The organism is Flavobacterium azizsancarii (assembly GCF_027980145.1).
Lineage (GTDB): Bacteria > Bacteroidota > Bacteroidia > Flavobacteriales > Flavobacteriaceae > Flavobacterium > Flavobacterium azizsancarii.
The window spans coordinates 76,074-98,721 of the sequence record NZ_JAMZNK010000014.1 but is presented as its reverse complement, the minus strand read 5'-3'; the positions used below and the strand labels follow the sequence as shown (position 1 = coordinate 98,721).

Genomic DNA, 22,648 nt, shown 5'->3' with positions numbered 1-22,648 from the left:
AATAACCATCAGAATAAAAATTAAAAAAATATTTCTCGCAGATTTGGCAGATTTAAATTTGATAATTATCTGTGTGTATCTGCTTAAATCTTTTTAAAATCTGCGTGAAAAAATTTAAGCCACTAGCTATGTGTGAGAACTAGTTTCTTTTTATTCTCTTTTTTCAATTTCAAAATAGCCAATGTTTCTATTTGGTTAAAAAATTATACTTTAAAAATTCAAAATAAACGCTGTAATATTTGCCTCAGATGAAAGCTGTAATTTTTTGCGAATACGATACCTCGTATCTTCTACGCCACGAACAGAAATCCCTAAAAGCGGTGCAATTTCTTTGGTATTAAAGTTCATTCGCAAATAAGCACACAATCGCATATCGCGCGGAGTCAGTTCAGGAAAACTCGTTTTTAGACGTTGCATAAAATTATCATGAAGCTGATTAAAAATCTCCTCAAACTCGTTCCAGTGCTGATCTCCTTGTAATTCATGATCAATGATCCTGTTAATTTTCTTGAGTAAACCAAAATTAGTATTGAAATCATTTTTCTTATCAATCTGACCAATAAGATCTTTTATAGAAAGCAGAATTTCATTTAAATGAATCAGATTTACGGTATTCGAAGCAACTTTGGCATTTTTAGCATTAATAGTTGTTTCCAGATTTTCCTTCATAATGGCCATATTTTCTTGTTCCAAAGCCAATTTTTGCTCGTTTAATTCGGCTCGATTTCTAAGCAATTCCTTTTCCTGATTCAGAATCAATTGTTCGCGATCACGTTCTGCAACATTCTTTTGGTATTTAATAATCGTATAAATTAAAACGCCAAAAAGGATCAAATACAAGATATAAGCCCAGGTTGTTCTGTACCAGGGCGGCAGAATTTCAAATTTAAAAGTAGCCTGCTCGCTAACGACATCATAAATATTCTTTGCCCTTACATGAAAAACATATTGGTTCTCCGGCAAATTGGTATATTCTTTTTCAGTCTGAAGATTCCAATCAGACCATTTAGGTTCAAAACCTTCAAGCCAATATTCATATTTTGTAGCATCAGGCTGATCATAACAAAGTGATGCAAACGAAAAGTGCAAAGCATTATTCGAATAGGACAAAACTGGTGAAAGTGTATTATTGGCCTGTTCCGTTTTCGTTGAAAGTACATCGTATCGGCTTGAAAACAATAAACTATCTTTAGGAAAAATACATTTAACCTCAGAAATAACTGCTTTATACTTCGATTCATATTTCTTGTTTTTAGTAGAATTATAATGAATCAAACCCTCTTGTGTTCCAAAAAACACATCTCCGTTTGCGGTAGTCTGAATATTTTCGAAACCCGGAATATATAAATACCGCAGCTTTCGAAAAGGCAATTCTTCTTTAGTAAAACTTCCCCCCGGTTTCTGGCTCATTTTTCCGGTATTCTCCCCTGAAATGTACCAGATATTGTTTTGATGATCTTCTTTAAGCAAACGAATATGGCTTTCCTGTCCAAGATATTTTTTGAAACTAACATCAGGAACCATTTTCTTCGAATGAGCATCTTGTTTGTAAATACCTTTCGTGGTTCCAAAAAGAATCTGGTTATTGATCTTGAAATTATTCAAAAACAAACTCGACGGAAAACCATTTTTATCATTGTAAAATTGAAGATTCAAAACGGTATCAAATGTTTTATTCAGTCTCATTTTGAAGATTCCTTTATACCCATGTGCAATCCAAATGTTCTCGTCTTTATCAGTGACAATTACCCTGCTGCTTTCCTCAAAACCTTTTATCTTATGCTGATAAACCCAGGAATTATTAATCTGTTTTAATAAATATAATCCGTTATAACCGCCAACAAGCAACAAATCAGGATGATTCGCAATAACTACCCCTTGCCATGCGCCATCAGTTTTGGCTAATAATTTTGCCGAATTACCCGAGATTTCGAAGACTCCGTTTTTCTCGAAAGCCAATAGAGAATTGCCAAAAACACCAATATTCCAAACGTTTTCAGACATTCCCGATATATGTTGAAAGTTTACATTGTGATGCTGACCATTTTTGTAGGCATTCCAATCCAGCCAAAAAACACCATTATCTGTAGCGATATATAATTTATTTTGATAAATCTGACTACAATATATTTTGCTTTCAGAATTTGATGCATCCAATATTTTTGATAAAGGAGAAGCAATCTGAACCATCGAAATCCCTTCTTTAAGTGTAACCCACAAATTACCTTCTCTATCAGTCTTAAGATTAGTCACATAATCGTTTTGTAATCCTGCCTGTTTATTAATATGCTGAATTAAATTTCCTTTACTATCAATAACTATCAACCCCGTTTGACGTGTTCCTATTGCGAAATATCCACCGGAAAGCAAAACTCCCGTTGAGATCTGATTCTGTTTCAATAAATGATCAGCTTCGGTTACAAAAGGTTTTAACTGATTGTTTTTACATACAAACAAACCTTGCTTTTGCGTCAATAGGATCAAACCATCTTTGGTTTCAAAGATTTTTCTAATCTTCATTCCGATAAATTCTTTACTGTTTGGAATTTCAACTAAAGCATCATTTTCTAATTTCAGCAAACCTTTTGCATTATCTGAAACATAAATCTCTTTGTTGACCTCAAAAAAATCATCAAACTTTGCTTCGGACCGTATTACATTAATTTTATTATTTTTATAAATAAATAGCTCTTCATTAGAAAAAAAAACAACTTCATTATTACGAATAACGGTATGCAGAACATCTCCAAAATTTCTAGCTGAATCCGGCAGTAATCTTACCAGAGAAGTATATTTGTATTGTCCGTTTGGTAATTGAACTGTATAGCCTACTTCACCCTGAGCACCTACATACATTTTATCGTTTTTATCAATCGCCAGAGAACGAACCATGCTTCTATTCTCCGGCTGGGCGACAATACCCCATCTCACACCGTCAAATTGCATAATTCCAAAATGATTGGCAAAAAACATCATGCCTTTAGAATCTTGCAAAAGATCCCAATTCTCTGAAGCGGCTTTATACGTTTTTGAATTATAATTGCTGATAAACGGAACTCCAATTTTTTTAATTTGGGCATTAACAATTGGATACAAAAGGGAAATGAATAGAACTAAAATTCTAAGTGCAAATTTGGTCATTTTTGTTTCTGTCTGTAGGTTAGTTGTAGCTTTTGACAACTACAATCTTAAAAATGCCCCTTTTGGGAAAAGGCATTTCTAAGCATAGAGAAACAATTTAAACAATACTTTTAAAATTATAATTTGATAATTAAAAGCATTAAAAAAAATGAATCGCTACAATCAAATATATAAAATTTTATTTTAATGTAACAAATTACATTAAAATTAGAGATTTTGACAATGAGAAAAAGAGTATAAAAATAATTAGATAATGTAGCAATTTGATTTTATTAAAAGACAAAAGCTTTGTCAAAGTTTTGAACTTTGACAAAGCTAGCATGAACCTTAAACAAATGTCAAATCTCAGGTTTTTAAAAACTGTTAGGTAATTGTTACGCGTATCCTAACAAGTTTGCAAAACCTGTTAGGTATATTAAAATATCGAACTAAAATTTGAGACTAAATCATCTTTGAACCTAACCTGAACAAATATCAAACCCGACAGGTTTTTAAAACCTGTCGGGTTTACCCGTACTGCGTAAATCTCTCATTATAACAAACAAAAAGACTGAAAACTAAATAATCTCAGCTAACTCCTCATAACTACTAAAAAGCTCTGCTCCTTCTTTTTCTAAGTCTTCGTTATTGAATCCATTTGCAAAACCATAGACTTTGAATCCGCCTTGAATTCCGGCTATCACTCCGGCTTTGCTGTCTTCTATTACAATACAATCCTTAACCTCAAAACCCATTTCTTTTGCAGCATGAAGAAAAATCCCGGGTTCCGGTTTCCAGCTTTTAATTTGGTACGAACTGAATATTTTATCCTCGAATTTATCCAACAAACCTGCTACTTCAAGATTTAAACGAATTTTATCGACAGGACCACTCGAGGCAACACAATATGGGATTTTCAATTTATTCAGAAATTCAACGATACCCTCCATCGGTTTAACTTGTGTTTTGAAAGCTTCAAAACTTTTTTCACGATACTCACGCTCAAAACTATCGGGAAGATTTTTGCCAATTGCGGTTTCAATATGCGAAAAACATTCTTTTAAATTTCTACCGTTAAAGTCACGATAGGCATCTTCTAATTTCATTTCAAAACCATATTGTGCTGCCATTGAAAGTAAAATTCCGTTACCAATTTTTTCAGTATCTACAAGAACTCCATCACAATCGAAAATAATACACTTAACTTCCATATTCTTTATTTACATTTTTAATGATCCGTTTTGACCGGAAATGTAAATTACAAAATTATTCTTTAAGCCAATGCATCTTTTACAGAGAAGAGCTGATTTTTGAAATTATCTGAACAATAAAATCAGCCTGTGCAGGATTTATCTTTTTCAAAGCGTTTTCGGTTTGAAACCATTCGGCTTTGTCAATTTCAGGAAACGATTGTAGTTTTCCAGACTTGGGCGGCCATTCCATTTCGAATTCATTACTTTTTACCAACGTCACATCAATATCGAATTCTAATGCCCATGCAAAAATTGTTTTGCCAGATTTGAGTTTTACAGGATGAAGCGCAATAAAATCAGCTTCTGAGTCAACTTCCAATTCAAAACCGGTTTCTTCCTGAAATTCTCTCTTTGCACCTTCAAGCGGATCTTCATCACTTGTAAATTCTCCTTTAGGAATCGACCAGCTTTCCAAATCTTTATTCTTCCAAAATGGACCACCAGGATGAACCAGCAAAAAGAATATTGTCTTATCTGTGAATTTATAAAGAAGGATTCCGGCACTTTGTTTCATCTGGAGAGCTATTAGAATTGATCTTGTAAAGATAACCAACAATACATTCGTTCTCAGATTTCTGTACATATTTATACCTTTTATGTACTTCAGTTTAAAATTTGATTTGTAAATTTAAAAATTCATAAATGTCATAGAAATCAAAACTAAAACAGTATTATTTTGAAAAAACATATTTTACTTACCGCAATCCTGGCCAGCAGTTTTGCCATGCATTCACAAAATAAAATCATTACCGTAACGAACTCTCTTCCTATAGATCGTGAATTCGAAACAATAGAATTATCTAAAAAATCGCTGGGATTACCCGCTTCTGTCAAACTCGAAAATTATGCAATAAAAGAGATTGGAACGAATGCATTTATAACGACACAAACTGTAGACATTGATGGCGACGGAACAATGGATGTATTACTCTTTCAGCCCAAAATAAAAGCATCCTCAAATAAAGATTTTCAGGTTCTAGTTACCGAAAATCCATCAAAAGAAACAACAATTAGTTGTTATTCGAGATTTGTTCCGGAACGCACGGACGATTATGCCTGGGAAAATAATAAAGTTGCCTTTAGAACTTACGGGCCTGTAGCGCAAAAAATGGTCGAAGACAAGGTTGCCGGAGGAACTTTAACGAGCGGAATCGATGCCTGGCTAAAAAGAGTCGAATACCCAATTATCAATAAATGGTACGAAAAAGCAACTAACGGAACCGGAACTTACCATAAAGATACCGGTGAAGGTTTAGATAATTTTCATGTAGGCGACAGCCGTGGTGTGGGTGGAATTGCCGTAAAAGTCGATGATAAATACTATTTCTCTAAGAATTTTACCAATTGGAAAACCATCACCACAGGACCTATCAGAACGAGTTTTATCCTGACTTATGCCGATTGGGATGCAAAAGGAAACAAAATAACCGAATCAAAACTTATCAGTCTGGACTACGGAAGTTATCTTTCCCGTTTTGAAATCAACATTACAGGAACAAAATCTATTGCCGCCGGAATAACGCTTCACGATAAAAAAGGAACAATTGGAACCAATATAAAAGAAGGCTGGTTAAGCTATTGGGAACCAATCGATGATTCGGAAATTGGTATGGGAATCGTGGCGCCAAAAAATACTTTGACGAGTTTTGATAATCACATTACAAACGAAAAAGACTTGAGTAATCTATACGGAAATATTCAGGTAAAAAATAATAAAGCACTTTACTATGTTGGTTTTGGATGGAAAAAAGGAAGCCCGTTTCAAACGAAACAAGAATGGGAAAATTATTTAAGTTCGTTTGCTCAGAAGATAAATAGTCCGTTGATTGTTAAGGTGAAGAAATAGATTCTTATTACCCGCGGATTAGACGGATTTGAACGGATTTTCGCTGGTTTTTATTTTTTGTACTCAATCATCTTGTCATCTTGACAAAGGAAGGATCGCACTAGAAATTTGACAAAGAAACGGATCAATCTTTGTCGAATTTCTAGTGCGATTTCTAGTTCCTAGAAATGATAAACTTTACGTGTAAATCTAAACAAACAAACCCGACAGGTTTAAAAACCTGTCGGGTTTACTATTATAATAATGATAAAAAATCCGCGCAAATCCGTCAAATCCGTAGGCCAACTATTAAGATTTTCGCGCAGGAAAATAATTCTCTTTCAAAATAATTTCCAGCGGAATATAATGTGTATTGTCTACAGCTTCCTGCAAGACCAATTTTTTATACAAATGATTAATTCCCATATACCCCTGCTCTTCCGGTCGTTGATTAATTAAGAAATCAATTACACCTTTATTAAGATATTCAATATTCTCTATTAATAAATCATAACCAATAATCCGGACGCCTTTTATGTTATTTTGTTCTAAAAATCTGGCGACAATATATGCCCGCGAATTAGGAACAAAAACGCTATTTATTCCGGAAAACATTTCCAGATTCAATTGATCGATTCCGGAATCTTTTATGGTAACTTCTGAGAATTTAAAATTTTGAAGTTCTTCGTGATCCTTAAAAAACGAATAAAACCCATCAATGCGCTGCAAATAGACTGAAGTACTTTCTATTTCTCTGGTAATTTTAAAAATCAAAATTTGCCTTTCATTCTTTACCGCAAAACTAATAAGTCTTCCCGCCAGATAACCACTCTGAAAAGCATCCTGACCAACATAGGCATGTTCATCATTATTAGAAATATTCGAATCGATCATGACAACCGGAATATTTTTCTTTTCATATTCCTTTAGAAAACGAACCGATTCTTCATAAAAAATAGGCGCAAACAATAATCCGTCGCATTCAAATTCTAATACTTTGAGAACAGACTCCTTAAACGAAACAATATTAAAATCATAAAAGAAATAATCCAGTACAACTCCAAATTTACTAAATTCAATTGCGGCTTTTTCTATTCCTGCAATTTGACTTTTCCAATATTCCAGATTTTCATATTGCGGTAGAAATACTGCAAAATGAAACTTTTTGTTCAACGCAAGATTGCTTGCCAGGATATTTCGTTTGTAACCGTATTCTTCTATAATAGCATTTACCTTATCTACATTTTCCTGAGCAACCTGCCCGCGATTATGGATAATTCTGTCAACTGTTCCCGGAGAAACCTTAGCAAGTTCGGCAATTTTTTTTATCGTTATGATATTGATTATTTTTAAGTTAAATGATTCTTTAAACCTCTCGAAATTATTATTTTTTTTATCAAATATAAGTTGTTTTACCTAACTTTTTATATACATTTGTAAAAGCCCGTGTGCGTACACGCAAATATACACATGTGTGCTAAAAAATCACAACTTAAAAGAAAAATTATTTAGTTTTTCGCTTTTGAGGGATTTATATGCATTTGAAATAAAAACAAGAAAGCAATAAATAGTACAGAAACACAAATCAAACAGTTATTTAACAGCGAGTTGAAACTACTTATATAAAGAGATTATATAAGTAAAATAAAATTACAAAACAAACATTCTCAGTACTATAAAAACGAAAATGATTTAATTTTTGAATCGTACTAACATTATGCCTTATTATATTTAAACACCAGATAGTTGACATACATTATATAAAGTAATACTTAAATATTTTTAATTGAAGACAAAGTAATTTCAGAGGATCATTATCCCGACAGATTTATAAGATAAAAACAAATTTTAGCGCATAAAAAACACAAAAGAATAAAAACATAAAACCAAATAAAATGATTGTAGATTCATTACAAAACGCTGCAAAATATTTCAGCCTTCATCCTAATTTCAAAAAAGCATTTGATTATGTTCAGCAAACTGATATTAGTACTCTCGAAGAAGGAGCTTTTGAAATTGCAGAAGGATTAAAAGTAATTGTAATTGTTGGCGAAGGCGCAACTAAGGAAGAAAGCATAAAGGGTTTTGAATGTCATGATAAAAATATTGACATTCAGATTTCGATAATAGGACCGGAAACTTTTGCCTGGAAACCTAGAGAAAAATGTATCAGTCCCAACGGGGATTACAGCGACAAAAGAGATGTTCGTTTTTTTTACGACAAACCTGATATGTTTTTTGAGTTACAGGAAAAACAGTTTGCCATTTTATTTCCCGATGATGTTCATGCTGCCATGATAGGCGAAGGAACAATCAAAAAAATTGTTATTAAAGTAAAAATCTAAAGTTATGAGCAGTATTCAAAACAGTATTGATGTTATTGCAAAACAAGGAATACTTCCGTTGTATTTTAACACAGACGAAAACATTAGTATTGAGGTTTTAAAAACGCTTTACAAAGCAGGAATCAGAGCTGTAGAATATACCAACAGAGGTTCTGAAGCTTTATCCAACTTCAAAAAAATGGTTAAGGCCCGAAATACTGAACTTCCGGGCATGCTATTAGGCATCGGAACTATTAAAAATCTGGAACAGGCCAGGGAATTTCATGCCGCAGAAGCTGACTTTTTTATCAGCCCGGGTCTTGTACCTGAAGTAGCTGATTTCTTAAAGAGTAAAGAAGTGCTGTATGCTCCCGGTTGCATGACGCCTACAGAAATCATCGCAGCCGAAAATACCGGAATAAAACTTGTCAAGCTTTTTCCTGGAAATATTTTAGGCACGGAATTTTTAAGCAGTATAAAAGATATCTTCCCATCATTGGTTTTTATGACAACCGGCGGTGTAGAAACTACGCATGCAAGCATTGAGAGTTGGTTTTCTGCCGGAGCTTCTGCTGTTGGATTAGGAAGCAAACTAATTAGTAAAAAGCGCATGGATGAACAGGATTACGACATAATCGAAAATGAAACTAAAAAAATGCTGGAAATTGTCGGGACAATAAGAAAGTAATTAACTCTGAGTAAAATTTAAATTCTGCACATACAAGCATTGTTTTTATATCAATCTTATCTTTTTAAGATTTAAAATAATCTCTTTATCTGTTAGAAAATTATAATAATCATAAAATTCAATATGGATTCAATATTTAATCTAAAAGGAAAAATTGCACTCATTACAGGTGGTGCAGGTGTATTAGGAAGCAACTTTGCAAACGTTTTGGCAAAACAAGGCGTTACTATTGGCATTGTTTCTCAATCGATTGAAAAAGCCAATAAAACGGTCGAAACAATAGAAAAAAATGGCGGAAAAGCTTTTGCGATTCAGGCAAATGTCCTGAATAAAGAAGAACTGGAAAAAGCAAAAGATTTTATCGTAGAAAAATACGGCCGTCTGGATATTTTAATCAATGCCGCGGGCGGAAATATGCCTGGAGCGACAATTAGTCCGGATCAGGCAATTTATGATATGAAAGTGGATGATTTACAAAAAGTAGTCGACTTGAATATTATAGGTACAATGTTGCCATCGCAAGTATTTGCGGAACTTTTTGCCAAACAAAAATCAGGAAACATTATCAACATATCATCAGCATCAGCACAACGGCCTTTAACAAGAGTTGTGGGATATTCAGCTTCTAAAGCTGCAATTGATAATTTCACACAATGGCTCTCTGTTGAACTGGCTTCTAAATATGGCGAAGGAATTCGTGTAAATGCTATTTCTCCGGGATTTTTTATAGGAGAGCAAAACCGTGCTTTATTGCTGACTCCGGAAGGAAAACTTACACCAAGAGGCGAAAAAATCATCGAGCATACGCCAATGGGAAGATTTGGAACACCGGAAGATATCGATGGAGCGCTTTTATTTTTATGCAGCGACATGTCAAAATTTGTTACAGGAACTATCTTAAAAGTAGACGGAGGATTTGCCGCTACAAGTATTTAAAGATTCTATTTTACAGAGACATTTCGATTCTTTGATGGCTCATATTGTATTATCAGGCTGAGTGGAGTTCAGTAAACTCCGTTTGAAACAGATAGCGGGAAACAGCTCCTAAACATTAACTAATAATAATATCCGTAGGGTTATAAAAATCTTACAGGTAAATAAAAAAATAAATAAAAATGGAACAAACGTTAAGATGGTTCGGCCCAAACGATCCGGTTTCTTTACAAGATATTAAGCAAACCGGAGCAACCGGAATTGTAACCGCATTACACCACATTCCGAACGGGCAAGTTTGGGATATCCAAGAGATTATTAAACGAAAAGTTGAAATCGAACATGAAAATGGCGATCCTAAAAAAGGTGCATCAGGCTTAACATGGTTAGTTGTAGAAAGTATTCCCGTTCATGAAGACATTAAGAAACAAACCGGAAATTACCTTCAATATATTGAGAACTACAAAGAAAGTATTCGGAATCTGGCTTTATGCGGTATAAAATGCATTTGTTATAATTTCATGCCGGTCTTAGATTGGTCCAGAACTGATCTGGCTTATGAAACAGCAGACGGAACAAAAGCCCTTCGTTTTGATATTAATGCTTTTGCGGCTTTTGAATTGTATATTTTAAAAAGACCGGGAGCAGAAAAAGAATATTCTGAAACACAAATTCAGAAAGCAAAAACCTATTTCGAAGCCATGACAGCTGCTGATAAAGTAAAATTACAGCAAAACATTCTGGCTGGACTTCCAGGTGCTGAAGAGGCGTATTCTGTAGAAGAATTCCTGATTACTTTAAGCGGCTACAATCATATTGACAGAAAAGCACTGAAGGAAAATCTATTCTTCTTTCTAAAAGAAATTATTCCCGTTGCCGAGAGTAAAGGAGTTCTGATGGCGATTCATCCTGACGATCCTCCCTACCCTATTTTAGGTTTGCCAAGAGTTGTAAGTACCGAAGAAGATTTAATTGAACTAATGGCTGCCGCTGAATCACAATCAAACGGATTCACAATGTGTACTGGTTCTTATGGTGTAAGAGCTGATAATGATTTACCGGGAATCGTAAGGCGTCACGGTGATAAAATGAACTTTATTCACCTAAGAAGTACCGAAAGAGATGCAGAAGGAAGCTTTTACGAAGCCAATCACCTTGAAGGCGATGTTGACATGTACGAAGTGGTGAAAGCAATTATTGAAGTCGAAAAAAGAAATAACAGCCATTTGCCAATGCGCCCTGATCACGGACACCAAATGCTGGATGATTTGAATAAAAAGACCAATCCGGGATATTCAGCTATTGGCCGTTTAAGAGGTTTAGCTGAATTAAGAGGCCTTGAAATGGGAATTAAGAAATCGCTATAATAGTTTTTTTTGCCATGAAGACACTAAGACACGAAGTTTTTGTTTGACGCGGATGATACGTTTTTAGCCACGAATTCACGAATGATTGCGCTTAATTGATTAGAATAATTCATGAATTCGTGGCTGTTTTTTAAATGCCACTCCCTTTTAAAAGGTTGAAAGGTTCATCCTAAAGTCAGATTTAAAAAGATTGAAACAGATTGGGTAGATTTAATTAAAAAATAAGTAAATAAATTTGCGTGCATCTGCTTAAATCTGCACCATCTGCGTGAAACAAAAAAACCTTGTGTCTTAGTCGCAAATCTACTAACTAACCAAAATAACCACAAAACCATGAAGCATCAAACCATTCTGATCTGTTGCAGTCTTTTTGTAAATAGTATTGTATTTGGACAGCAAACTCCTAAAATACTAGCAGACAAGAAAACTAATTATTTACCGGATTTTAGTTATGCCGGTTATCATTTTGGAGAAAAAAACATTCCTGAAGTTCAGGGAAAAATAATCAACGCAACAGATTATGGCGTAAAAGCAAATGATGGTCTTGATGATTCGAAAGCGTTATTGAAAGCCGTAAGAGCAGCAAATGCTGTCGATGGAAATGTAATCCTGCAATTACCCGCCGGACGTATTATTCTGAGTGATTTTTTGTATATCCAAAGAAGCAATTTTGTACTTCGCGGTGCAGGTTCTGGCGAAACAGGAACAGAAATTTATTGCCCGAGACCAATGATGTATTTCAAAGATCCGGAATCGTTAGCAGAACTTAGGGAATATCTGACCACATTTGATAAAAGACAACGCGAACCGGAAAACAATGTCGATTTGCCTTTTTCTCAATACGCATGGTCCGGTGGAATCGTCTGGACGCAAATTCCCGGCGAGCGCGTAAAATCATATCTTGATAAATACGAACCTGTTTCAAATCCTTTGGCTAAAGTGATCTCGGGAAATATGGGCGAACATACCATCAATGTTTCTGATCTAAAAGGATTGAAAGTTGGCGATATTGTTGAATTGCAATTGTTCAATAAAGACGGTGAAAACGGCGAAATCATCAAGGATTTATATCAAGGCGCGAATGTAAAACCGGGTTCTCATCACTGGAAATTTCCAAAACTGCCTATTGTAAGGCAACAAGTTGAAATAACTAAAATTTCAAACTCAAAAATAACGATTAAAACACCTTTGACAATTGCGATAAAACCAAGTTATCAGGCGCAATTGGTCGAATGGAAACATTTGACTGAAGTTGGAATCGAACATCTTCGTTTTACTTTTCCGGATATTCCAAGGGTCGCACATCATGTCGAACCGGGAAATAATGCCATATTTCTGACACGTGTTTTTAATAGCTGGGTCAAGGATGTTACCATCACCAACGCTGATAGCGGAATTCTAGGCGAAGAAATCTCAAATGTAACTGTTCAGGATATCACCACAGATGGGCCTCATATGGCACATTATACAGTTACTTTGGGTGGCGTGCATAACGTATTGGTAAAAAATTTGAAAATCTATAACAAAGCAGTCCATCCTTTAAGTTTCAACACTTTTGCTACTAAAAATGTGTATCAGAATTGCGAGATTTTTGCTGATGCACTTTTAGATCAGCATTCTGGGGCGAATCATCAAAACTTATTCGATCATATAACAGTGCATATAACACCTGATAAAAACAATAGTTATTACCTGTTTGGCGGTGGTGGAGCTGATTACTGGAAACCTTCACACGGACCATTCAGCACATTTTGGAACCTGAATGTTCAGGTGGAGAAACCAGCCGAAATCACAAAACCAGTTTTATTGTATGGAATGAAAGACGGACCATTAGCAAGAATAATTGGTGTGAATGGCAACGCCAAATTCGAAGTGAAATATGAACCTGACCCTTATATTGAATTTCTAAATACACCAATGGATAAAATTCCTTCGTTGTATGATTATCAATTGCAAAGGCGCTTGAAGTAATTTATGCCACGAAGGCGCAAAGTTTTTTTTAATAAATTAATCGCACAAAGGCGCAAAGGCGCAAAGTTTTGTAAGTAACTATTAATCGTAGTGTTTGTCATTTCGACGAAGGAGAAATCACAATAGTAATTCGACAAAGATTGGCGATTTTCTATGCGGAGTTTCGTGTTTGATTCTGTTCGCTATCGCTCGGGTCTCCTTTATCGAAATGACAAATAAAACTTAAAAAATTTTGTGCCTTTGCGGCTTTGTGGCCAAAACCTTGAAGCTATGAAATACAAAATAGCCTTACTCCTAATCATATCTGTTTTCGGAAATATATTTTCCCAAAATAAATATCGTCTCAAAAATATCTCTACTACAGATGGGCTTTCGCAAAGTTCTGTCATTGCTATTCATCAGGATAAATTTGGTCAGATGTGGTTTGGTACGCGTGATGGACTTAATAAATATGACGGAAGTAAATTCACAATTTTCAGAAATGATGTTACCAATAAACATTCGATCAGCAACAATGATATTTTATCTATAGAAGAAGATAATACAGGAAAAATCTGGGTTGGGACCTACAACGGACTTAATTGTTATGATCCTGTAACGAACAATTTTACCCGATTCCTACACACCAAAACCAATCACACCATAAGCAGCAATGCCATTTGGTCGATTAAGGAAATTGGCAATGAAATGTGGTTTGGTACTTCAAAAGGATTAACGGTTTATAATAAAAAAACAAAACTTTTTACCTCTGTATTTCATTCAGATACAGATACTAAAACAGTTCCTAGCAACAATATTATTACCATTCTAAAAACCAAAAAAGGAGAAATCTGGATTGGTACAACCAAAGGTTTATGCCAGCTTACAGATCGAAAAAATGGAAAATTATCCTTTAAAAATTATCCGCTAAACAATATTGACCTTCTCAACGTTCAGGCGATTATTGAAGATGCTTCTGGAAATTTATGGGTGGGAACAAAAAACAAAGGTCTTTTGAAATTCGACAAAACATCTAATGCTTTCGTTTCTTTTTTGCCCGATGATAAATACCGTGAAATCAATACAGATATTCGCTCTTTGGCTATTGACAGTCAGGGTTCTTTATGGATTGGAGCTTATGACGGAATCTATATTTTAGGAAAAGACAACAGCATTCAAAAAATAAATAATAGCAACAACAGCAACGGAATTGATAAAGTAAAATCAGTTTATATGGATCGAAAAGGTTCTGTATGGATTGGCTGTTATTACAAAGGCGTTAATATTTGGGATATTTCGAATGTGAATTTTTCCAATTACAATCAGAATTCAAAAAAGATTCCAATGAGTTTTGATGTTGTGAGTTCTATTATAGCTGATAAAAACCACAATATTTATTTTGGAACTGAAGGTGGCGGAATTACGATTTACAATAAGAATACCGAAGCAATAAGCTACATCAACAGTAAAAGCGGTCAAACCGTTAAAAATGATATTAAATCGATGTGTCTTTCGGGAGATATTTTATGGATTGGGACTTTCCTAAAAGGATTATCGGCTTATAATACCATTACAAAAAGAATTGAGGACAATAGAATTGCTCCGGATTTGAATGCTTTGCTAAAAGAATCCGGCGTTTATTCTATCAAAGCAGAAGGAAATGAGATCATCTGGATTGGTACTTTTGGCAAAGGACTTATTCGGTACAACACCCTTTCTAAAACCTTTGAAACTATCGAAAATGATAATACAAAAGCCAATTATCTCAGTAATACAATTGTCCGTACTATTTTGGTCGATCAAAAAAAAGGCATTTGGGTAGGAACACAAAATGGATTGAATTATATCCCACTGAACAATTTTAATCCGGATAAATATGCAATTCAACATTACTTCTTTGATTCGGCATCTTTATCAGGAGATGATATTCTGACATTGTTTCAGGACACGCAAAAGAAAATCTGGGTGGGAACAAAAGCAAAAGGTTTGCATTATTTTGATGGAAAAAAATTCAACAAAATAAATCTAAAAGTAGGAAACACAGTCATTACCTCTATACATTCTATTCTTGAAGATGATGATAAAAACCTATGGATCAGCACCAATCAGGGAATTATAAAATACAGTACAACACAAAAGACCGTTGTGATATACGATCAAAAAGATGGTTTGGCGAGTAATGAATTTAATGATAATGCAGCTTTAAAACTCGATTCGAATAAATTCTATTTCGGAAGTCCCTCCGGAGCAACCTATTTCGATGCAAAGAAAATCTCGCTGAACAGATATGCCCCACAAGTATTAATTACTAATCTAAAAATTAAAAACCTAACCATTCAGCCTAATGATTCGATTGGGATTTTAGAAAAAAGCATTGGGTATACCAAAACGATTACATTGGATTATGATAAGGCAAATTTCTCCATAGATTTTGCAATTCCCAATTATATTCGATCCAAAAACAATCAATACAGCTATCGTTTGGTTGGATTAGAGAATAACTGGACGACGACCAAAAGTACCGAAGCTATTTTTGCCATTCAGAACCCCGGAACGTATACTTTTGAAGTTCGTGGCGCCAACAATGACGGCGTTTGGAATAAAGTACCAACAACATTGACTGTTATCGTAAAACCAGCTCCCTGGCGCAGTATCTGGGCGTTTTTATTGTACGGAATCGTAATTGGTTTAGGATTGTACGGCTTGATCTGGATCATGAAATCAAAAGCCAGACTGAAACAAAAACTGGAATTAGAATATCTGGAAACCAAACGAATTGAAGAAAATAATCTCGCTAAACTGGATTTTTTCACTAATATTTCTCATGAATTCAGAACACCATTAACGTTGATATTAGGTCCTTTGCAACAAATTTTATCCAAATACAACGGAACGAATGAAATGTATAAAAAACTATTGGTGATTGAAGGAAGTGCCAATCATCTCTTAGGTCTGATCAACCGCTTAATGGATTTCAGGAAACTCGAAAATCATCAGGTACAACTGGAATCTGCTGAAGGAAACATCGTGAAATTTACTAAAGAAATCTTTTTATCTTTTATAGAATATGCCAAAGATGGCGGCTATAACTATACTTTCGAATCTTCTGAAGAAGAAATTCTCGTGTACTTTGATCGCTATAAATTAGAACGTGTTTTTTATAATCTGATTTCAAATGCTTTTAGATACACTCCAAAAGGCGGAAACATCCATCTTAAAATATCGCATGACAATGAGCATCTTTTCATCGTAATAGAAGATTCAGGAGTAGGAATTGCACCGGAACATATTGACAAAATTTTCGATCTGTTTTTTGAAGTCCCAATGCACAACAACGTCCAGAAAAATTATAATAAAGGGACTGGAATTGGACTTTCGATTGTCAAAAACATCGTAAAACTCCACAAGGGAGATATTGATGTTACTAATAAAAAAACTGAAGGTGTTGTTTTTAAAGTCATACTTCCGTTAGGCAGAGCGCATCTTTTAGACAACGAAATTATTACCGATTTTAGAATTAGTGATGATATCGATCAATATACCGCACAATTGGAAACAACTGTAATAACGGAACCGGAAGATATTGGTGATTTTGTAGTAAATGACCAAAAGCAAACCATTCTGATTGTCGAAGATCATAAAGTGCTGCGATCTTTTATGAAAAATTTACTCAAAGAAGATTACAATATTATTGAAGCCGAAAACGGAAAAATTGCCTTTGAAAAAGCATTACAGCATTTGCCAAATCTAATTATCAGCGATGTTATTATGCCGGAAATGGTAGGAACTGAGCTTTGTTCTAAAATCAAGGAAAATTTAAAAACGAGTCATATTCCCGTTATTCTATTAACATCAAGAACTTCATTAGTCTATAAATTTGAAGGATTAGAAAGTGGTGCCGATGATTACATCAGTAAACCTTTTAATCTAACTGAATTTAAACTTCGCGTTAAAAACCTGCTGAATTCGAGTGAACGTTTGAAAAACAAATTTTCAAGTGAGGATAGTTTTATTCCTTCAGAAATTACCGTTTCATCTTTAGATGAAGAACTATTGAAAAAAGCATTTAAAATTGTCGAGGAGAATATTTCAAACGAGCAATTCGATATTCCGCTTTTCTGTACAGAATTAGGTGTCAGCCGTACCATGTTGTTTCTAAAAATAAAAGCCTGGACCAATTATACGCCAAACGAATTTATTCACGAAATAAGATTAAAACGTGCGGCTCAATTATTAGAACAAAATAAATTAAACGTTTCAGAAATTAGTTATAAAGTAGGTTTCAATAATCCGAAATACTTCAGTAAATGTTTCCAGAAAAAGTACGGAGAAACACCAACACAATTTGCTGACAAGTTTTTCAAATCTTCCGTAGTTTTTTAGGAAATTCGTTATTTTAAAGGGATTAAAAAAGGGTATCTGTATTTTTAGATACCCTTTTTTGTATTTCTATATCGTTTGCGACTGTTACATTTGCCATTATGAAAGTCAAAAAAACCAAATTCATATTACTGCAAATTCTATTTGTAATAATCATAATAGGAATGAGTTTATTGATTTTTTATTTTATCTAACATTAACCTAAAACCAAAATGAATGTTCACAAACCAAAATTTCAAATCGCTTAAATGGTGTTTGCTGGTAGCTTTTTTACTGGTAAATATTGTTGTAAATGCACAGGAGAGAAAAGTCACCGGAAAAGTAACTTCCAGCGAAGACTTAATGGGACTTCCTGGTGCCAATGTTTATATCAAAGGAACTTCTGTTGGAGGATCTGCGGATATGGATGGAAACTACAGTGTCATCGTTTCAGAGAAAAACGCTGTCCTGGTATTTAATTATGTAGGATTTCAAACAGTTGAAATTCCGTTGGGAAATAAAACCGTAGTCAATGTCAGTTTAAAACCGGATACCAAAAATCTTGACGAAGTAATTGTTGTAGGTTACGGAACCCGTAAAAAGAGCGATATAACCGGTTCAGTATCTTCTGTAACGGCAAAAGAATTAACGGCATACCCAACATTAAGTGCTGAGCAGGCTTTACAAGGTCGTGCAGCGGGTGTTTCAGTACAATCAAATAATGGTGGCGAACCGGGAGCTCCTGTAAAAATCAGGGTTCGTGGCGGAACATCCATTAACGCAAGCGGAGACGCTCTTATTGTTGTTGACGGTTTTGCAGGAGTAGCAATGCCGCAACCAAGTGATATTGCTTCTATCGAGGTTCTAAAAGATGCATCAGCAACGGCAATTTACGGATCCAGAGGATCGAACGGGGTTATTATGGTGACGACCAAAAAAGGTAAACCAGGAAAACCGGTCATTGAATTCAGTAATTCAACCTCAGTACAATCTGTAAACAACAAATTAGACTTATTAAACGGGGAACAATTTGTAGCCTATAGAAAAAGTTTTACAACACATACAGATGGTGGTGCTAACACAGACTGGCAAGATGTAATTTATCGCGAAGGAATGATTTCGAACACACAATTATCATTCTCAGGAGGTTCTGATAAAATCAGGTACTATGTTTCCGGAAACTATTTCAATCAAAACGGTGTTGTAATCAATTCCGGTATCGATAAGTATACGATTGTCAGTAACCTTGAAGCTGATTTAACGGATAAGTTTAAAGTAGGACTGAATTTATTTCAAAGCAAACAAAACAAAGAAGGGATTATCAGCCAGACTGGTGCCGGAGGAACAGGTGCTGCAGGTGTAATTGCATCAGCATACCGATTTATGCCGGACAAAGGAATTTATAATGCAGACGGAAGTTATACTACAACAGCCCCAATTGGTGATGATATTGACAACCCGTATGCAACGGCGATGGAAAATATTCTTGAAACGATTTCAATCGTAAACAGAAGTAATTTCTTTGCATCGTATCAAATTACTAAAGACTTAAATTTTAAAACTACTTTAGGTTTAACCGATAATAATTCGCAAACCGGAAGATATATTCCGTCCACTTTGATAGCAGGAAAAAATATCAAAGGAGAAGCTTCTATAAACAATACCAGATTTTCCTCTTTCCTTACAGAAAATTATTTGACGTTTAAACGTGAAATTATCAACAAGGGAATCCTTACGGTTCTTGGAGGGTACTCTTATCAAAAAAATAAAAACGAGCGTGCTTATGCTGCTTCAAGAGGATTTTTGACAAATAGTAATTCCTATCATAATTTAGGCGCCGGAACGGTTTACCTGAAACCGGAATCAAGTTTGTCTGAAACAGAATTGATTTCTGCTTTTGGAAGGTTGAATTTTGATTATGATGATAAATACCTGTTTACATTTACAGCGCGTCGTGATGGTTCTTCTAGCTTTAGTGAAAACTACAAATATGGAACCTTTCCTTCCGGAGCAATTGGATGGAATATTAGCAAAGAAAACTTCTTAAAAGACAATAAAACAGTTTCTAATCTTAAACTAAGAGCGAGTTATGGTGCAACAGGAAATCCGTCTATTGATGCCTACTCTACGCTTTCTAAATTTGCTGAAGTGTATGATGTAAGTGGTGACGTTATTGTAAATGCAGTGCAACTGACTGCTATAAACAATCCGAATTTGAAATGGGAAACATCCTATCAGCAAGATTACGGAATTGATTTAGGATTATTTGATAACAGAATCAGCCTTACAGCTGATTATTATAAAACAATTACCAAAGATCTTTTGTTCAACAGACCTTTACCGGGAGTTTCAGGAATTGCTTCTCAGCTTCAAAATGTTGGAGAATTAGAAAACAAAGGTTGGGAATTGGGTATTAATACCAAGAACTTTATTGGGGCAGATTTTACATGGTCAACGAGTTTTAATATTTCTTCGAACAAGAACAAAATATTGAAATTGGCAGATAACAAAGATCTTTTAATCAACTCTACACCTGGTCATTTCCTTGCTACAGATTCTCAAATTTTAAGAGTAGGACAACCAGTTGGATCATTCTTCGGGTTTGTGTATGATGGTGTGATTCAGCAGGGAGAAACAGTTCTTCCGGGGAATTTTGAAACCATAGCCGGAGGAGAAAAATTCAAAGATGTAAATGGTGATGGAAAATTAGATTCAAACGATAAAACAATTATCGGAAATCCAAATCCTGATTTCATTTTTGGATTGAATAATGATTTCACTTATAAAAACATCGACGTCAATATCTTCTTTCAAGGTTCAGAAGGCAACCAAATTTTAAATTATACTTTAATGGAACTGGCTTCAGGAAATAATAATGCCACTACAGAAGTACTGGATTCGTGGACACCAACTCACACAGATACAAACGTGCCTATAAATGCAGCAAGAACCAAAAGAGTTACCTCAAGATTTGTTTATGATGCAAGTTACATCCGTTTAAAAAACGTTTCTATCGGATATAGCTTAGACGACAAAGTGGTTTCAAAAATGGGATTAAGTAAAGTTCGTTTCTACATCAGTGCACAAAACATATGGACCATTACCAAATATCCGGGTTCTGATCCTGAGGTAAATTACTTAAATGATACTAATTCCAGAAGTAATACCAATTTAGGATTGGATTATGGAAGTTACCCGAATGTAAGAACTTTCACTTTTGGTTTTAATTTAAAATTCTAGTTTAAAAAATAACGTTATGAAAAAATATATAGCTTTTCTTTTCTTGGGAATATTCGCTTTTGGATGTTCAGATTTAGAAGAACATCCGGTGGGAATTATTCGTCCTGAAAACTTCTTCAAAAATACTGATGACTTACAGGCCGCTGTAAACGGAAGTTTTGCCAACATCGCCCACAATAATTATTGGGGAAGAGAATTTACAATCGCTCTAATGCTGCGTGATGACATGGCAGATATTGGCGACAGAACTACTCAGGCTGCACGTATCGATGTAAACGATATGAATATGAACGATACCAATGCACTTGTTGCCAACTTCTGGCCACAATCGTATATCATTATTGCAGCTGCAAATCAGGCAATAGCCGGTGCTAAAAAAACTCCGGGAGATCCTGCAAAAATTAATGCAATTGTAGCTCAGGCTTATTTTACGAGAGCTTTTACATACTATCATTTGGTACGTATTTTTGGCGATGTTCCCTACATTGATTTCGCCGTAAACGAAGTTTCTCAGGTCGATAAATTAAGCAGAACCAAAGAAGCAGAGATATATCCTAAAATCATTGCCGATTTAGAATTTGCAAAACAATGGCTCGAGGATAAACCTAAAGTAAAAGCTGTTCCCGGAAAAGGTACCGCGGCAGGTTATTTGGCATCTGTTTATCTGACATTAGGAAATTACCAAAAAGCGTATGAAGAATCTAAATTTGTTATTACAAACGAAGCCAAATTTGGCTTAGGTTTAGATGCTGATTTTCAGGATTTGTTCAATGCAACAAAAGCGTCGACTCTCAAAGAACCTTTGTTTACAATTGACTTTAACAATTTAGTTTCAGGAAATTACGGTCAGGATTATACGGCATTCTTTACAGGTTCCCTAAAAGATGACAGTTACAGTTACGGACAAGGATTTTCGGTTGCTGTTCCTTCTTTAAAAGTATTTAACGACTGGGACAAAAGAGATTACAGAAGGGCGGTAAGCTTTGATACTATCATCAGAAAGAAAACCGGTCCCGGAGGAGCTTTACAAATTTTCCCGTCAAGTGATAACGAGAAAGCGCCACGTCCGCATATTGCAAAGTATTTCCGTTTTCCGGGAAAAGCAGGTGCCAACGGAAGAACTTCTCAACACAACTATATTACCATGCGTTTTGCCGAAGTTCTGCTAACTGCTGCTGAGGCCTTAAACGAAATTACTCCGGGAACTACAGAAGCTGACAGTTATGTAAACCGAGTACGTGCAAGAGCCAGAAACAAAGCCGGAAAACTGGTTTCTTTTCCTGCAAATGTAACACCGGGATTATCTCAGGCTGATTTCAAAAAAATGGTTATTGATGAAAGAAGATTAGAATTGGCTTTCGAATATGTGAGATGGTACGATATCAAAAGATTGAAAAACGGTCCTGAGGTTTTTGGTCCGAATGGTTTTGAGCCGCACGCTAATTTTAATCCTGAAAAAGATTATTTATTCCCATTACCGGGAACTGAGTTAGCGATCAATCCTAATTTAAAACCGAACAACCCTGGATATTAAATAAATTAAAAATTGAGAATTAAAAATTAAAAAAAAATGAAATCGTAATTATTCT

Annotated in this window: 13 protein-coding genes; 9 read left to right on the top strand and 4 right to left on the bottom strand. The window is 34.9% G+C overall.

Annotation, left to right across the window (positions count from 1 at the left end; all coding sequences use genetic code 11):
• Positions 1-210 precede the first annotated feature (210 nt).
• The 3 genes from NJT12_RS10985 to NJT12_RS10975 all read right to left on the bottom strand — a co-directional run bounded on the left by NJT12_RS10985 (position 211) and on the right by NJT12_RS10975 (position 4,956).
• On the bottom strand, positions 211-3,141 hold the full coding sequence (locus NJT12_RS10985; protein ID WP_271335949.1) for a triple tyrosine motif-containing protein: 2,931 nt from the start codon (positions 3,139-3,141) through the stop codon (positions 211-213).
• A 557-nt stretch (positions 3,142-3,698) separates the two neighbouring features.
• Positions 3,699-4,331 (bottom strand): HAD family hydrolase, encoded by a 633-nt coding sequence (locus NJT12_RS10980; RefSeq protein WP_271335947.1) that lies wholly within the window; start codon positions 4,329-4,331, stop codon positions 3,699-3,701.
• Between the two features lie 79 nt (positions 4,332-4,410).
• Positions 4,411-4,956: an NUDIX hydrolase gene (locus tag NJT12_RS10975; RefSeq protein ID WP_271335946.1), complete on the bottom strand. Its 546-nt coding sequence runs from the start codon at positions 4,954-4,956 to the stop codon at positions 4,411-4,413.
• Between the two features lie 93 nt (positions 4,957-5,049).
• Between NJT12_RS10975 and NJT12_RS10970 the strand changes: the two genes are divergently transcribed.
• Positions 5,050-6,219 carry a DUF4861 family protein gene (locus NJT12_RS10970; RefSeq protein ID WP_271335945.1) on the top strand — a complete coding sequence of 390 codons (1,170 nt, stop codon included), beginning with the start codon at positions 5,050-5,052 and terminating at the stop codon, positions 6,217-6,219.
• A 288-nt stretch (positions 6,220-6,507) separates the two neighbouring features.
• Here NJT12_RS10970 and NJT12_RS10965 read toward each other — a convergent pair whose 3' ends face one another.
• Positions 6,508-7,518 carry a LacI family DNA-binding transcriptional regulator gene (locus NJT12_RS10965; protein ID WP_271335968.1) on the bottom strand — a complete coding sequence of 337 codons (1,011 nt, stop codon included), beginning with the start codon at positions 7,516-7,518 and terminating at the stop codon, positions 6,508-6,510.
• Positions 7,519-8,093: 575 nt separating this feature from the next.
• Here NJT12_RS10965 and NJT12_RS10960 point away from each other — a divergent pair.
• The 8 genes from NJT12_RS10960 to NJT12_RS10925 all read left to right on the top strand — a co-directional run bounded on the left by NJT12_RS10960 (position 8,094) and on the right by NJT12_RS10925 (position 22,593).
• Positions 8,094-8,543 (top strand): NanQ anomerase/TabA/YiaL family protein, encoded by a 450-nt coding sequence (locus NJT12_RS10960; protein ID WP_271335944.1) that lies wholly within the window; start codon positions 8,094-8,096, stop codon positions 8,541-8,543.
• Between the two features lie 4 nt (positions 8,544-8,547).
• Positions 8,548-9,210 carry a bifunctional 4-hydroxy-2-oxoglutarate aldolase/2-dehydro-3-deoxy-phosphogluconate aldolase gene (locus NJT12_RS10955; protein ID WP_271335943.1) on the top strand — a complete coding sequence of 221 codons (663 nt, stop codon included), beginning with the start codon at positions 8,548-8,550 and terminating at the stop codon, positions 9,208-9,210.
• Between the two features lie 123 nt (positions 9,211-9,333).
• Positions 9,334-10,146, top strand: a complete 813-nt coding sequence (locus NJT12_RS10950; RefSeq protein WP_271335942.1) for an SDR family oxidoreductase — start codon at positions 9,334-9,336, stop codon at positions 10,144-10,146.
• A 179-nt stretch (positions 10,147-10,325) separates the two neighbouring features.
• Positions 10,326-11,510 carry a mannonate dehydratase gene (gene uxuA, locus NJT12_RS10945; protein WP_271335941.1) on the top strand — a complete coding sequence of 395 codons (1,185 nt, stop codon included), beginning with the start codon at positions 10,326-10,328 and terminating at the stop codon, positions 11,508-11,510.
• Between the two features lie 333 nt (positions 11,511-11,843).
• Positions 11,844-13,481 (top strand): hypothetical protein, encoded by a 1,638-nt coding sequence (locus tag NJT12_RS10940; protein WP_271335940.1) that lies wholly within the window; start codon positions 11,844-11,846, stop codon positions 13,479-13,481.
• 270 nt (positions 13,482-13,751) lie between these two features.
• The gene (locus NJT12_RS10935) at positions 13,752-17,843 is read left to right on the top strand and encodes a two-component regulator propeller domain-containing protein (RefSeq protein WP_271335939.1); all 4,092 of its coding nucleotides are present in this window, start codon (positions 13,752-13,754) and stop codon (positions 17,841-17,843) included.
• A 213-nt stretch (positions 17,844-18,056) separates the two neighbouring features.
• Positions 18,057-21,059: a SusC/RagA family TonB-linked outer membrane protein gene (locus tag NJT12_RS10930; RefSeq protein ID WP_271335938.1), complete on the top strand. Its 3,003-nt coding sequence runs from the start codon at positions 18,057-18,059 to the stop codon at positions 21,057-21,059.
• 16 nt (positions 21,060-21,075) lie between these two features.
• Positions 21,076-22,593, top strand: coding sequence for a RagB/SusD family nutrient uptake outer membrane protein (locus tag NJT12_RS10925; RefSeq protein ID WP_271335937.1), 1,518 nt, complete (start codon positions 21,076-21,078; stop codon positions 22,591-22,593).
• Positions 22,594-22,648 lie beyond the last annotated feature (55 nt).

Excerpts from the sequence above, each read along its gene's own strand:
- NJT12_RS10985 (WP_271335949.1), bottom strand. The coding sequence starts at position 3,141 with ATGACCAAATTTGCACTTAGAATTTTAGTTCTATTCATTTCCCTTTTG.
- NJT12_RS10980 (WP_271335947.1), bottom strand. The coding sequence starts at position 4,331 with ATGGAAGTTAAGTGTATTATTTTCGATTGTGATGGAGTTCTTGTAGAT.
- NJT12_RS10975 (WP_271335946.1), bottom strand. The coding sequence starts at position 4,956 with ATGTACAGAAATCTGAGAACGAATGTATTGTTGGTTATCTTTACAAGA.
- NJT12_RS10960 (WP_271335944.1), top strand. The coding sequence starts at position 8,094 with ATGATTGTAGATTCATTACAAAACGCTGCAAAATATTTCAGCCTTCAT.
- NJT12_RS10955 (WP_271335943.1), top strand. The coding sequence starts at position 8,548 with ATGAGCAGTATTCAAAACAGTATTGATGTTATTGCAAAACAAGGAATA.
- NJT12_RS10950 (WP_271335942.1), top strand. The coding sequence starts at position 9,334 with ATGGATTCAATATTTAATCTAAAAGGAAAAATTGCACTCATTACAGGT.
- uxuA (WP_271335941.1), top strand. The coding sequence starts at position 10,326 with ATGGAACAAACGTTAAGATGGTTCGGCCCAAACGATCCGGTTTCTTTA.
- NJT12_RS10940 (WP_271335940.1), top strand. The coding sequence starts at position 11,844 with ATGAAGCATCAAACCATTCTGATCTGTTGCAGTCTTTTTGTAAATAGT.
- NJT12_RS10935 (WP_271335939.1), top strand. The coding sequence starts at position 13,752 with ATGAAATACAAAATAGCCTTACTCCTAATCATATCTGTTTTCGGAAAT.
- NJT12_RS10930 (WP_271335938.1), top strand. The coding sequence starts at position 18,057 with ATGTTCACAAACCAAAATTTCAAATCGCTTAAATGGTGTTTGCTGGTA.
- NJT12_RS10925 (WP_271335937.1), top strand. The coding sequence starts at position 21,076 with ATGAAAAAATATATAGCTTTTCTTTTCTTGGGAATATTCGCTTTTGGA.